The sequence below is a fragment of the Cloacibacterium sp. genome (assembly GCF_047601505.1).
In the GTDB taxonomy this organism is placed as follows: domain Bacteria; phylum Bacteroidota; class Bacteroidia; order Flavobacteriales; family Weeksellaceae; genus Cloacibacterium.
Window position 1 is genome coordinate 2,665,955 of record NZ_JASGJD010000001.1, and the last position, 14,776, is coordinate 2,680,730.

12 protein-coding genes are annotated in these 14,776 nt (G+C 30.8%); 5 read left to right on the top strand and 7 right to left on the bottom strand.

What is annotated here, in order from left to right:
- Positions 1–32: 32 nt before the first annotated feature.
- Together QM746_RS12145 and QM746_RS12150 are read right to left on the bottom strand one after the other, a co-directional pair.
- Positions 33–593, bottom strand: a complete 561-nt coding sequence (locus tag QM746_RS12145) for an ester cyclase (protein ID WP_414984475.1) — start codon at positions 591–593, stop codon at positions 33–35.
- Between the two features lie 93 nt (positions 594–686).
- Positions 687–1,514, bottom strand: a complete 828-nt coding sequence (locus tag QM746_RS12150; RefSeq protein WP_414984476.1) for a helix-turn-helix domain-containing protein — start codon at positions 1,512–1,514, stop codon at positions 687–689.
- Positions 1,515–1,703: 189 nt separating this feature from the next.
- Here QM746_RS12150 and QM746_RS12155 point away from each other — a divergent pair, with 189 nt between their 5' ends.
- A complete protein-coding gene (locus tag QM746_RS12155; protein ID WP_414984477.1) occupies positions 1,704–2,054 on the top strand; it encodes a DUF2200 domain-containing protein in 351 nt (116 codons plus the stop codon).
- Positions 2,055–2,111: 57 nt separating this feature from the next.
- Here QM746_RS12155 and QM746_RS12160 read toward each other — a convergent pair whose 3' ends face one another.
- Positions 2,112–2,702, bottom strand: coding sequence for a hypothetical protein (locus QM746_RS12160; protein WP_414984478.1), 591 nt, complete (start codon positions 2,700–2,702; stop codon positions 2,112–2,114).
- Positions 2,703–2,892: 190 nt separating this feature from the next.
- Here QM746_RS12160 and QM746_RS12165 point away from each other — a divergent pair, with 190 nt between their 5' ends.
- From QM746_RS12165 to QM746_RS12180, 4 genes are all read left to right on the top strand, one after another.
- The gene (locus tag QM746_RS12165) at positions 2,893–3,765 is read left to right on the top strand and encodes an AraC family transcriptional regulator (protein WP_414984479.1); all 873 of its coding nucleotides are present in this window, start codon (positions 2,893–2,895) and stop codon (positions 3,763–3,765) included.
- A gap of 112 nt (positions 3,766–3,877) precedes the next feature.
- Positions 3,878–4,621: a hypothetical protein gene (locus tag QM746_RS12170; protein ID WP_414984480.1), complete on the top strand. Its 744-nt coding sequence runs from the start codon at positions 3,878–3,880 to the stop codon at positions 4,619–4,621.
- Positions 4,622–4,669: 48 nt separating this feature from the next.
- Positions 4,670–5,017 (top strand): hypothetical protein, encoded by a 348-nt coding sequence (locus QM746_RS12175; protein ID WP_414984481.1) that lies wholly within the window; start codon positions 4,670–4,672, stop codon positions 5,015–5,017.
- Positions 5,018–5,048: 31 nt separating this feature from the next.
- Positions 5,049–9,002 carry a T9SS type B sorting domain-containing protein gene (locus QM746_RS12180; RefSeq protein ID WP_414984482.1) on the top strand — a complete coding sequence of 1,318 codons (3,954 nt, stop codon included), beginning with the start codon at positions 5,049–5,051 and terminating at the stop codon, positions 9,000–9,002.
- A 27-nt stretch (positions 9,003–9,029) separates the two neighbouring features.
- Here the strand turns inward: QM746_RS12180 and QM746_RS12185 are convergent, their stop codons facing one another.
- The 4 genes from QM746_RS12185 to QM746_RS12200 form a co-directional block, all read right to left on the bottom strand.
- Positions 9,030–9,866: a S1 RNA-binding domain-containing protein gene (locus QM746_RS12185; RefSeq protein WP_414984483.1), complete on the bottom strand. Its 837-nt coding sequence runs from the start codon at positions 9,864–9,866 to the stop codon at positions 9,030–9,032.
- Positions 9,867–9,928: 62 nt separating this feature from the next.
- Positions 9,929–11,302: a pyridoxal phosphate-dependent decarboxylase family protein gene (locus QM746_RS12190; protein WP_414984484.1), complete on the bottom strand. Its 1,374-nt coding sequence runs from the start codon at positions 11,300–11,302 to the stop codon at positions 9,929–9,931.
- Positions 11,303–11,371: 69 nt separating this feature from the next.
- Entirely contained in the window at positions 11,372–12,556 is a 1,185-nt protein-coding gene (locus QM746_RS12195; protein WP_414984485.1) for a PepSY-associated TM helix domain-containing protein, read from the bottom strand.
- A 78-nt stretch (positions 12,557–12,634) separates the two neighbouring features.
- Entirely contained in the window at positions 12,635–14,764 is a 2,130-nt protein-coding gene (locus tag QM746_RS12200; protein ID WP_414984486.1) for a TonB-dependent siderophore receptor, read from the bottom strand.
- Positions 14,765–14,776: the final 12 nt, after the last annotated feature.

Here is a 14,776-nt window from a genome sequence, read left to right on the forward strand (position 1 = left end):
TTTAAGTTTTAAGTATTAATATATTTTTAAAATTATTTTGCCAAACCAATTTGTTTCATAAACGCCTGATTGTCCCAAAACAAATGCTCTTCGTACATTACGCCATCTTTCCAAAGTCCTATTGTACACATTGGTAATTTAAAAGATTTTCCTGTTGGCGGAATAGAAGTTCCATCTGCTAATTTCATGGGTTGAGAAAAAGTTCCTTCTAAAACACCTGTTACTGCGGTATATTCTCCAGAGCCAAAACGAATTGGGTGAACTTTAATTTTAGTATCTGGTGCAAATGTAAACATTGGTGCTAACTGAGCGATATGGTCTTCGATACCTACAGTTACACTACCATCAGGATACACTACTCTAATATTTTTCGCATGACTTTCGTGCAACCTGCTCCATTCTTGTTTGCTATAAATTACAAAGTCTAAAGTATCAAATTTTACTAAATTTTGCTCTGTTAATTTATTGGCTTTCAGAATTTCACTCATTTGTTTTTTAGAATCAGAAATTTGTTTTTTTGTTTGCGCATTAACCTGTAACACACTCATTAACAATACCATCAATGTTAATGTAATCGATTTTAAATTTTTCATCGTCTTCACTTTTTTTTAATTGAAAATAACGATACAAAATTATAACGATTGAAAAGGTAAGCGGTATCAGATTTCGGAAGAAAGGTTGTAAAATTAGGGCAAGAGTAATTTTCTCATCTCATCTCTGAATTCGGTAGGTGTAAATCCAGATTTTTTCTTAAAAACATTGGTAAAATATGCTTTTTCGTTATATCCCAATTCAAAACCAATTTCAGAAATCGTTTTATCTGAAGTGATGAGTAAGTTTTTTGCTTCTATTAATTTTCGGGTTTCAATAATTTCAGAAACACTTTGTTCCATTATATTTTGGCAAATATGATTGAGATTTCTTGTTGACATAGAGAGTTTTTCTGCATAAAAATCTACACCAAAAGGTTCGCGAAAATGAAGTTCTAATTCGGATAAAAATTTTTTAAAAGATGTTTGCTGAATTTTAATAGTATCTTCATTATGTTTTTTCCTTTCGGTTTCTATCATTGTGAACATTGTGCTGAGCAATTGTCTTATAATAGCGTAGTTTATAGTTGGTTGTTGAGTTTCTTTATACATTAAATCGCATAAAATAAGCAATCTTTCAAAACAAAAACCTTCTTCAAAAACAATCGTAGCGTTGTTATGATAGTAAGAATAAAGCTGAAAAGTAGATTCTGGCACAAATTCACTTTTAAATCGAATTGCCCAAATATCGCACTCTCCGTTCAAAGGTTTTGGGATTACTCTGTGAACTTTTCCTTTGGTAACGAAACTCACCAGAGGAGCTTTATAATTTTTGGCTTCAAAATCTATAAAATGCTCTACCTGTCCTTTGTTTACGATAATTAATTCTTCAAAATCATGATTATGAGGTTCACCAGGATGAGAAGCAATTTTAGAGGCTTCATCTGCTGTTAACATAAACATGTGGAACAATTTATTCATCATTTTAAAAGAATATCATTAAAAAAATTTGGAACGCTAATTTACTGAAAAAAAAATGAGTTTTTTTCGAGTCTTTTTAAGAACTATAAAACTATTAAAAATTGTCTCTTTTCATTTTCTGGAAAGAGGTTTTATTATGTTTTTTAGATTCTATTAAAAATTTGTATTTTGGTTCATTATAAAAAGTATCTTATGAAAAACGCCAGAGTCTATAAAATGTCTTTTGCGAGTGTATATCCACATTATTTACAAAAAGCAGAAAAGAAAGGCAGAACAAAAGAAGAGGTAAACGAAATTATCTTTTGGCTGACAGGCTACAATAATGATTCTTTAAAAAAAATATTAGACCATAAGATAGATTTTGAAACATTTTTCACCAATGCTCCAGAAATAAATCCTAATGCAAACAAAATAACCGGCGTAATCTGTGGATACAGAGTAGAAGAAATAGAAGAAGATTTAATGCAAAAAATTCGCTATTTAGACAAGCTAATAGACGAATTGGCAAAAGGAAAAGCGATGGATAAAATCCTTAGAAAATAAAAAAAAGTCTCAAAAACTCGAGACTTTAATTAACAACTCAATTAAGATTACATAGTCTTATTTAACATAGAAAGTTTGTTTATAAACTTCTCCATTTTTTTCAACTCTAATCACATAAACATCTGAAGCATCAGGATTTAAGTCAAAATTAATATTTAACTTTCCATCTTCTGGCGCTTGCACTTCATTGTAGTACACATAATCAGAAAGGTCGTAAACAGAGATTTTCACTTTCCCTTTAAGATTATTCATACGTAAATTCACCACGTTTCCTTCTACGTTATATTCTGGCTTATCTAATTGCTCTACTGGGGTTTTGTCTAATAAAACTTCACCATTTTTGATGATAATTTTATATTTTTCAACTTTAAAATCCGATTCAGCAACTAAATAATAAGTACCTGAAGCTAAATTTTTAAAATTAAAATCTTTATTGTATACTGTATTGTTTATCTCTTCAGAATAAATCTCCCCTTCATTTTCGTTGTACACATATAAAGAAACATTTTTAGCATTTTCTAATCCTACATTAATTGTAGATGTAGTAACAGTCTCTAATGATACTAAATTATCATTATCCTTTGCGAAAGCAAGTGTTGAGAAAAAAGTAAATCCTGCAACAAATCCAATTTTTAATAAATTTTTCATAATAAATAAGTTTTTTCGTTATCAATATTAATTCTGGGACAAAGATATGGCGACCAAATTGTAAATGTTACAACACAATTCTCTTATACATGTACTATATTAACATAGCACATTTAATTAATTATTAACAAAAGTTAATATTAGATATAGTTTTTTTTCGTAAATTATTTGCCCAAAAATGAGTTTTACCATGAAACATCTAAATCCCGCTTTCGAGTCTATTAAACCTAATATTGGCAGTAGTTTTACCAGTTTAAGATTTAGCCGAAATGAAAATGCCAAAGCAAATACATGGCATTACCACCCAGAAATAGAGATTGTATTTGTAGGTGGTGGTTCCGGAAAAAGACAAATAGGAAGTAGCATTAGTTATTTCAAAAAAGGAGATTTGGTAATGATTGGAAGCAACCTTCCCCATTGCGGTCTAACCAATGAAAACACCAAGAATGATTTCGAAATCGTGATTCAATTCAAGCCAGATTTTTTGGGTGAAGCCATCTGGAAAACCCCAGAAATGAACAAGGTGATTAATTTGATAAACACAAGCAGGTCTGGAATTGTTTTCGGAGATGACACCAAGAAGTATTTAGAGAAAAAAATTATTTCTATGCACAATGCTTCTTCTCTTAAAAAGCTGGCAAAACTATTAGACATTTTAAACGAACTGGCAAATACAGACGATTACACCATTCTAAATGCTGGAAAATATTATCTACAAACTCAAGTGGAAGATAATGAAAGAATTAATGTAATTTTCAACTTTATTAAAAATAATTTCAGAAAACAAATCACATTAGAAGAAGTTTCTGACATTGCTAATATGACGGTTCCTTCTTTTTGTAGATATTTTAAAAAAATCACCAATAAAACCTTCACACAGTTTGTGAATGAATACAGAATTATTCACTCTCAGAAGCTTTTGGCAGAGCAACCGATGAGCATTACCGAAATTTGCTTCGAAAGTGGCTTCAATAATTTTAGTTATTTCAACAGAACTTTTAAAGAATACACGCAAAAAAGTCCGTCAGAATACAGAAAAGAGTTTAGTAATATTATTTCGTAGAATATTACTTTCTCAAAAAAATTATAATTGTTTATTTTAAAAGGAATTATTGATATTGGATTTCAATAGTTCCTTCTTTTATGTGTAATTTTAAGGAGTTAAAAATTAATTGATGAAATATTTTCTATCCTTTTTATTCTCAATATTCCTTTTTTCTGAAATTTTTGCTTGTACTTGTGAAAAAGGAAATTTCGCCAATCATTATAAAACTGCAGATATTGTCGCTATTGTTACCGTTACTAAAAAATATGGAGATTATACCGATAAAAGTAAAACTATTGAACTAAATTATTACAAAGCTGAATTGAAATTTGACAAAATCTATAAAGGAGAAAAATTTAAAGAACTCACAGCATTAGGAAGCACAACTTATACCAACAGTGCAGGTTGCGAAATTTATCTTACCGTAGGAAACAAATATTTAATAATGCTAAGAAAAAATGCTGACGGCAAATATTATACAAATGCATGTAGCGCCATTTTTAATATTAATACTCAAAAATCACAATCAGCAACAATTAGGCATTTTGATTATATTTTTGACTGTTTTAAAAAACATAAAAAAGCTCTTTCTGAATTTGAATTTGCCAATTTCGGGAATTATTCTTCTTTGATTGATGAATCTAAATTTACCAAAAAAGATATAAAAATCCTTAAAAACAAAATAGCAGTTTATAAAGTATCTATTGACAATAACAACAAAATAACTGCAATTAATCCAATAATAAAAGTGGGCTATAAAGACAAAAAAATAGAAAAAATAATAAAAGAACATTTCTCAATCGACAATTCTTTAATCAATTACCAAACAAATACTTACCTTATTTACATTGATTTTAGCATTTATTTTATTTAGCTGTATCATTAAAAAATTTTTACATATATTTACTTAAAACTAAAATCGATGGAAACATGTATTGAGTGTGGCGAAAAAATTATTGGCAGAAGCGATAAGAAATTCTGTAACGACGCTTGTAGAAATTCTTACAACAACAAGCAGAACAAAGACAGCAGCAATTTGATGCGTACCATCAACAGTAAATTACGCAAAAATTTCAAAATTCTCTCCGAACAAAATTTTGTAGAAGGCAAAGCAAAAACGTCTAAGAATAAACTTACAACTGCAGGCTTCGATTTTGAATATTTTACGAATATTAAGATTTATAAAAACGGTTCGCAGTATTTCTTTGTTTACGATTATGGTTATAAATTACTAGAAGATGGCTTTGTGTTAGTTGTGAGAAAAGACTAAAATGAGTAGATTTGAATACCTAAAATGAACCATGAAAAAAATCTACATTCTTTTTATATTTATACACTATATTTCAATTTTTTCGCAACAAAAAATTCAATCGCAGTCTGATTTTTATTTCTACGAAAACAAAGGTCAAATTGTAGACCAAGAAGGAAAATTAAACCCGAAAGTTAAATATTTATTCAATTCTGGTGGATTAAATGTCCAAATTAGAAAAGAAGGATTCTCTTATGATGTTTACGAAGTAGAAAAAACGAAAAAGAAAAAATCTAAAGTCGAAAATTCTTTAACTGTTATTGACAGAAAACCAAAAGATGAATTTAACTATAAATTCAAGTTTCATAGAGTTGATATTGATTTTTTAAACGCCAATAAAAATCCTGAAATTATTGCTGAAGGTAAATCAACAGACTACGAAAATTACTACAATATTCCCGAAAAACCAGAAGGAATAACAGAAGTACACCGTTACCAAAAAATCACTTATAAAAATATTTATCCAAAAGTAGATTTGGTTTTCTTTAAACCGAATGATACTACCAAAACGATAGAATATAATTTCATCGTTAATCCTGGTGGTAGAATTTCGGATATAAAAATGAAATTCAAAGGCGCAAAAACCAAACTAAAAGATGGTAAACTCTCTATGAATCTAAGATTTGGGGAGATGCAAGAAAACATTCCACATTCTTGGATTGAAGAAAAAACCTCAAAAACTGATATTGCTGTACAGTTTAGAGAAATAGAAAACGGTATTTTCGGGTTTAGTTCATCCAAAGATTCTTTTGATAAAACAGTGGTGATTGACCCTGTTCCTACGAGGATTTGGGGAACGTATTATGGTGGAAGTGGTAATGATTATGGAATTATAGAAACAGATAAGATAGGTAATGCTTATGTAGTAGGTTCAACTGATAGCTATAATAATATTGCGACAGCAGGTACTCCTCAAAATAATTATGCAGGTGGATATACTGATGCATTCATTGCAAAATTAGATAAAGATGGAAAAAGAAAATGGGGCACCTATTATGGTTTTGTTTTACAAGATGAAGGTGATGTAGCAGACTTTGATGATGATTCAAATGTATACTTTGTTGGTACTATATCTGGTAAAATCTCAACACAATTTAATAGAAATATATTTTTATTAAAATTAGATTCAAATGGATATTTAGTTTATGAAAAACTTTTTGGCGGACCAGGTGTTGATTATCCTTATGACATTTCATACGCTGATAATCACATTTATATTTCAGGTGTAACCAGAAGTAAAAACTCCCTAGGTACTGTTGGAAGTTTTCAAGAGTACAATAAATCAAATGAAGATGATGGATTTCTCACCAAATTAGATCTTGATGGAAATATGATTTGGAGTTCATATTTTGGAGGAGAAGACGCATCAACAGGTTTTTTTAAAATAATTAATATATCAAATAATAAAATACATTTATTAGGAACTACATATTCTAATAAACTATTTATAAAAGATGCATTTCAACCTACACTTGTTTCATCTATTCAGTATGAAAGAGATGGTTTATATGTGGTTTTTTCTGATGATGGTAAAAGTGTTATTAAAAGCAGCTATATTGGTTTTGATGGTGATGACTACTTAATTAATGGTAGAATCATAAACAATACTTTATACTTTACGGGCAAATTCATGAGAAAAGGTATTGATCCTTACAAAGCTGGAATTATTAAAGTTGATATTCTATCTAATAAAATTATTGAAAAAAATTTTTGGGATATTTTCATACATAACTGTAGTTATGTAGATGAGTATGGAAATACTTTTTTTTCAGGAAATACAATATGGCATCCTTTTAATATAGCAACACCAAATGCTTATATCAATACTTTTGCACCATATTCTGACTTTTACATAAAAATTAAACCAGACAACCAAATAGATTGGATTACCTATTACAGAGGTGAAAATTATGGAGTTCAACTTGGATATATTACAAAAGATATAAACAATTATATTTATATATCTGGATTAAATCATCAAAACACAAAAGGAATTGCAACTCCTGGAACATTTCAGCAAACAGGATTTAGTAATGATGTATATATCGCAAAATTCGCAGATTGTGAATCTAATGTAAAAGTAAGTTACACACCTATTTGTAACGGAAAAGATTTAGAATTAAAAGCTGAAGGTGGAAATACATATGAATGGTTTGGTCCTAATAATTTTCATTCCTTTGAACAAAATCCAATTATTAAAAATGCTCAAATTTCAGATTCTGGAGAATATTATGTAAGAGCCACTGGCGCAAATACTTGTGGTGGAATATTTACATTAAACGTAGTTGTTGGTAGTCCCGCTCCTCCAAAACCAGAAATTACAGATTTACCTACTATTAATGGAAATTGTAAAACAACTTTAAATGCTCCTACTGCAACTGATGGTTGTGGTAACAAAATAATAGCTACTACAGCAGATCAAATATCAAATTTTTCTCCTGGCACTTATACCATCACATGGAAATATGATGACGGAAACGGAAATATTTTTACTCAAACTCAAAAAGTAATTATTACTTCTCCTGCGTTGCCTACTGCATTAGCGACTCAAACATTTTGTGCAACCAACTCACCCAAAATATCAGACATCACTATTACCGGACAAAATATTGTTTGGTACGATGCTTCCAGCAATATTTTGAACACTTCAGATATATTGATTGACGGAATAACTTATTACGCAACTCAAACCATCAATGGTTGCGAAAGCGATAAATTACCTATTTTAATCAATATAAACACTACTCCACTTCCTACAGCAAAAGCCAATCAAGATTTTTGTACTTCTCGAAATGCTCAAATTAAAGATTTAGACGCCACTGGCACTTCGCTCAAATTTTATGATGTCTTAGGAAATTTATTACCAAACACTACCATTCTTCAAGACAACACCTCCTATTTTGTTACACAAACATTAAACAATTGCGAAAGTCCGAAATTTGAAATAAAAGTAACTTTGTCTGCTAATTCTTTACCAGCCAACGATTATAATCTGGCTTTCTGTAATGATACTACTTCTCATTCTAAAACAGAAAATTTAACGAAATACCAAGAAAATATTATCACTGGTTCTTCTGGTTACTCTTTTGAATATTTCGACCAAAATAACAATCAATTTTTTGATTTTGCAGATAAAAATATTTCCGTAGGAACTAACATTTTTTATGTAAAAGTTAAAAGCAAAGATGGCTGTCGGAAAATGGTAAATCTAACACTTCAACTCAACCAAAAACCTATAGTTAATCTCCCCGAAAATGAAGAATTTTGTAGAGGATTGTCTGTAGATTTAGATGCTGGTTTAGATACAAGTTCAAATCCACCAGTAAAATTCAAAAACTATAAATGGACCAAAGACGATTCTTCTGTTTCTATTTCTAACGACCAAATTTTAAAGGTAAATACTGCAGGAAAATACACCGTAGAAGTCACCAATAGTTCAGATTGTAAAAATACTTCTTCTACTGTTGTTAATCAATCTATTTTAGCCGATATACTAAAAGTGGAAATTTTCAACAATAATGCGAAAGTTCTCCTTTCGGCAGGTGGTGATTTTGAATTTTCTCTAGACAATACAATTTGGCAAGATTCTAATGAGTTTAAAAATCTTGGAAACGGAAATCATACAGTATTTATAAGAACAAAATTGGGTTGTATTATTGGGCAAATGACTTTTACAATCTTTAATATTTCTAATAGTTTCACACCAAATGGTGATGGAATAAACGAAACTTGGAAAATAGGCGGTATGGAAAATTACCCAAACTCTGAAATTACTGTTTTCGATAGACAAAGCACCACCGTTTTACACGTTATTACCACAGGAAGTTTTGAGTGGAATGGCTACTATAACGGAAGACCGCTTCCTACAGCAACCTATTGGTATATTATAAAAGTTTCAGATGGAAGAATTTTTCAAGGTTCTTTATTGATAAAAAATAGAAACTAAAAAGAGCAGAAATTTCTGCTCTTTTTCTTATTCTTCTGAGATAAGTTTTATTTTATCGTCTAAAATTTCAATTACATTTTCTTTGTACAAACCGCCAATTGCTTTTTTGAAATTTTTCTTACTCATCTGCAATTCTTCTTTTATTTCTTCGGGCGAAGAATCGTCTGTAAGATAAAGCAAGCCATAGTTTTCTTCTAATTTATCTAGAATTTTTTGTTTGAATTCATCAATATTCTGTACAAAACCTTGTTTCTGAAGCGTTACATCTATTTTCCCATCTTCTCTAATGGTTTTAATGTAGCCTATTTCATCTGACAAAGGATACAATTTTTTGAAAACATCCGAAGTATAAATCAACCCGAGATATTTTTTATTTACCACTACATTCCAACCCAATTCAGATTGTCCTGCAATAATTAAATCTACTTTATCACCCGCTTCAAAAGGTACATTTTCGTAATTTTGATTTCTTTTGAATTTTGTAGTTCCGGTAATTCTGCCAGAAACTTCATCAATATAAATGTACACCAAATAACGTTTTCCTTCCAGAATTTTACCTTTTTGCTGTTTGTACGGAATAAACAAATCTTTGATAATTCCCCAATCCATAAAAGCACCACTTGGCAAAGATTGCACGCAATTCATCACTGCAAACTCTCCTACTTCTGCCACAGGAATTTCTGTAGTTGCTTTCAATTTATCATCGTCTTGATACACAAAAACATCCAATTCTTCTCCTATTTGGGAATTTTCGTCCAAAAATATTTTAGAAATGAAAGCACGTTCGCCGTTATCTGCTTCTAAAAAAGCTCCAGAATTATTGGTTTCAACGATTTTTAAAGATTGAGTTTTTCCTATGTTCATTGTACTATTTTTAAAAACTTTGTCTAAGATTTTTAAACTTTTGCAAAGGTAAGGTTTTAAAATCAATTCATTGTTTCCAAAATCACTTTTAAATCTTCTTCTGTAGTATCTGGATTAATGAAACAAAATCTGGCAACAGTTTCTAATTCGTTATCTTTTTGCCATTTTGTAGGCGTTACCAAAGCGATATTTTCTTTATGATTTTTATATGTCCAATTGTAATAATCTTGCGGTTGCCAACCTTTTCTACGGAAAAGTACACAACTTAAACCTGGCTCTCTCACCATTTCTAACAGCGGATTTTCATCAATTAATTCTTTGGCTTTTTGTGCCAATTCCAAACCATTTTCTACTGCTTTTCTATATACTCCCGTTCCGTGCATTGCAAGGGAAAACCAAAGCGACAAACCTCTTAATTTCCTGGTTAATTGCACCTGATAATCTGATGGATTAAAACCTCTAGCTCCTTCATCTTGAAAAATATCCAAATAAGAACCATGCTGAGAAAGAGCTTCTTTTGCCAATTCTGGTTTTTTATAAATTACAGCTCCACAATCGTAGGTTGTAAAAAGCCATTTGTGAGGATCTATGGTGATACTATCTGCTTTTTCGACGCCCGAAAAAAGATTTCTTACTTTTGGGGAAGCCAAAGCACCACCTCCATAAGCTGCATCAATATGAAACCAAAGTCCTTTTTCTTCGCAGAGATTTGCAATTCCGTCTAAATCGTCAATAATCCCTGCATTGGTAGTTCCCGCAGTTGCAATTACAGCAAAAAGTCGGTTTTTGTCTTCATCAGACATTTTATTAATTTCTTCTTCTACATCTTTTGCCGTTAATTTTTCTTCTTTGTGAATAAGGTAAACATCGGTATCTGTAATTTTCGCCATTGTAATTACCGAAGAATGCGCTCCACCAGAAGTAATAATTAAGCCTTTTTTATTTTTATTTTCAGGATTTTTGCTTCTCCAAAATTCTCTAGCTGTAACAATTGCAGAAAGATTAGCACCAGTTCCGCCAGGTGTAAAAACCCCAAAAGCTCCCTCTGGAAGCCCTGTAAGAGAAACTATCCATTCCATTGCTTGATTTTCTGCAAAAATTCCGCCCGCTCCCATCATCCAATAAGAACCGTGAATATTGGAGGCAGAAGTAACCAAATCAAACAAAATAGAAGCTCTGGAAGGAGCAGATGGTACGAAAGATAAATTTCTGGGATGATTAATAGGAACATTGGCTTTAGACAAAACATCTGTCCAGATTTTAAAGGCTTTTTCGCCTGAAATTCCGTTTGGTGTAATGGTTTCTCCCACTAATTTTTTCAACTCTGAAGCTTTTTTGGGACTTCCCAAAACCGGGCTGTTGTCTGTAACTCTGTTGATTGAATATTTCATAATATCCAATGTCATTTCAATAAAATCTATATCTATATTGTGCATACAAGTATTTTTATACAATCACTAAATATAAGCATAAAAAAAGAGAAGCAAAAATACTTCTCTTTTCAATTATTTAAACTTTCTTCCTTTCCAGACTAAAAAGCCTGTGATAGGCAAACTTGCACATATTAAACTAACAATAAATGCTAAAATTTTGCCCCAAACTCCTAAAATTGCTCCTACATGAATATCGTAATTGGCAGCAACAAATTTTTCTCCGAAATTCTTCTTTTGATGCGGTCTATTGAATAAAACTTCACCAGAATTTTCATCAAAAATAACCTGATGATTGATGTGATAAGAATAGTCTAATTGTTTTACATACACTTCATAATTAGGATGTTCGTGGTCGTCTAAATGTTCATGTCCAAAATCTAAACTATACACCGAAGCCGATGGATAAAGCTTTTCCACATTTGCTGCGATTTTATCTAAAGTGGTAGAATTCCTAAGTTCTATTGGAGCTTTGGTTTTAATATTAGAAAAATCTGGATATTTGGTTTCGCCTCCAGAAAATAATATGTAAAAGAAAGCTTGAACAAAAAAGAAAGCGTAAAAAAGTCCTGTTAAAGTTAAAATTAACGCAAAAAAAGAAGCATAAAAGCCTAAAATACTGTGAAGGTCGTAGTTTTTTCTTCGCCAAGATTTAATATTTTTCCATTGAAACCAAAAGCGTTGTTTTCTAGCTTTTTTGTTTTTTGGCCACCAAAGAATAATGCCCGAAATTAGCATAATTAGGAAAATAAGAACAGGAATCCCAACAATATAAGTTCCCCAATCAGATTTTAAAAGAAAACTCCAATGGATAAATTTTACGATATTGAAAAAACCATTTTTTTCGTCTTCCAGAGCTAGAACTTTACCTGTAAAAGGATTTACATAAGCCGTTTTGTAAATTACAAATTCGTCAAAATAATTCCAAGCATTAGGATTTCTTTCGTAGTAAAAGAATTTATAAGATTTTGTTTTATCTAAAGGAATTTCTGCCCAATGAATTGGATATTTTTCGTTGGTTTGCGCTTCTACTTTTCGTTCTAAAATCTTAAGTGGAAGAATCTTTTTTTGGGAAATATTTTGTTCGTTATGGTGAATGTAATCTTTTCTTAAAACATTCTGAATTTCGTCTTTAAAAACATACAAAGCGCCAGTAATACTAATGATTAAAACGAAAAAACCAACCGTTAATCCAAGCCAAAGATGTAATTTGGAAACAATTTTTTTAAATGTATTTTTCTTTTTAGATTTCACCTTCATTTTATAAAATTTTAAAAGTTAGCAGAACAAAAAAATTCTGCTAACTCAATAGTGACTTATGATATATGAAAAGTTTTTTTAAAATTTAAAGTCAACTCCCAATGCTACAGTGCTAGGTTTTTGCGGAGTTACAGTGCTCCAACCTGTGAAATATTTTTCGTTGGTAAAGTTGTCGAACTTAAGATTTAGGTTGTACTTATTTGTGGTATAAGAAATTACGGCATTGAAAACGGTGTAACTTGGTAAAGTAAAAGTACCAATATTGCTTCTATTAAGAGTTTTGTTTTCGCTAGCATAATTAGCCCCAACTCCAAAACCAAGTCCTTTTAATACACCTGAAGAAATTTTATAATTTGCCCAAAAATTCACTAAATTTTGAGGACCTGCTTCTTCTGGCCTTAAACCTAAATAACCTGCATTTTCTGTATCTTTAGTTACTTTAGCATCATTATAACTATAGCCCGCAATCATGCTCAACCCTTGAATAGGATTGGTAACCAAAGAGATTTCAAAACCTTTGCTTTCTACTTCGCCACTTTGCACTTGGTTATTTGGATTTACGGCATCTGCCATTAATTTATTAGAAACTAAGATATTGTAATAACTAGCTGTAACCGAAACTTTATCTTTGTAAAGATTTGCTTTAGTCCCAACTTCCCATTGGTTTGCTCTTTCGGGGTCGTAAACTTGTACTCCAGTTACATTTCCAGAACCATCATAAACATTACCTGGAGTTAAATTTTTGAAACCATTCATATAATTGGCAAACAATGATAATTTATTCATTATTGGTTGGTAAACGATTCCAAATTTTGGTGAAAAAGTAGTTTGAGATTTCACTTTTTCTGTACTATACAATGCAATACCTTGATAATGGTCTAATCTTACACTCGCCATTACTGATAAATTAGGCAAAAAATCTATTACATCACTTACATAAGCACTTTTTGTGGTAATGCTAGAAGTGGTTTTACTAGCAGTTAAACTTGATAAAATAAGGTCTGTATCGTAAGGAGTTAACTTACCAGTATCTGTTCCGTTGACTAACGAAACGGTTCCATTACCTCCCCAAGCTCCAGTATTTTCGGTCTCTGTAGAAAAATAATCTAATCCAACTACCATTCTGTTTCTGAAAGAACCAATTTTAAAATCACCTTGAAAATTTTGTTGAACATCTACTGCATAAGTATTCCCATTAGCTTTAGAAATACTTCTTGTAAACTCGTCACCGTTAGCACTATCCCAAAGATATTGGTAATAACCATCAGTTTTAGAATTACTTGTGGAAACAATAGTTTGAGAAGTCCAATTTTTACTAATTTTATATAAAGCTTGTCCTTGGAAACTAAAACTAGGTGTTTTAATCGTTAAAGAATTATCTGTAAAAGAAGTTTTATAATATTTTTTAAAAATATCAATTGAATTAAATGAAAGAGGAGAATATCTGCTCAAAAATATCATAGGAGCAGAAGCAGTTTCAGAATTTCTAAACTCCGTATTAATTAAGAAAGTTAATTTATCACTAGCAACAATTTTAAAACTTGGTGCAATAAATAAATATTTGTTAAATCCTGCATCTTGAAAAGAATCTTCAGAATGATAAACTGTAACCAATCTTGCAAATACATTTTTACCCAGAGGAGTATTAACATCTAAAATATATCTGTTTAATCTGTTACTTCCAATTACAGCACCAATTTCTCCACCGAAAGTTTCATAAGGTTTTTTAGTGGTAATATTAATTAAACCGCCATAAGAAGTTACGCTACTCCCGAAAAGAGTTCCAGAAGGACCTTTCATAATTTCGGTACTTTCAATATTTGCGGGTTCTATTGTCGAATTATTAATATTTGGCATTCCGTTTACCAAAGCTGGTTGAACAGAGAAACCTCTCATGGTGTAATATTCTGCTCCATCTCCTGCTCTACCCGTACTTTCCCAAAGCCTAGAAACACCAGTTGCGTTATTTAGAACCGCCTGAAAACTCGTAGACAATTGGTCTTTTATTACATACTTTGAAATACTGTTGTAAACCTGAGGATTTTCTATATTCTTCAAAGGTAGCTTAGCCACCACTTCTGTACTATCTACTTTATAAACATTTTTAGTAGCATAGATAAGTACCTCATCAATATTCTTTTCTTTTCCTTCCTGAGAGTATGCCATAACACCAACCAATGACAAAATACTCATAATAGTTTTCTTCATAATTTAGAATCG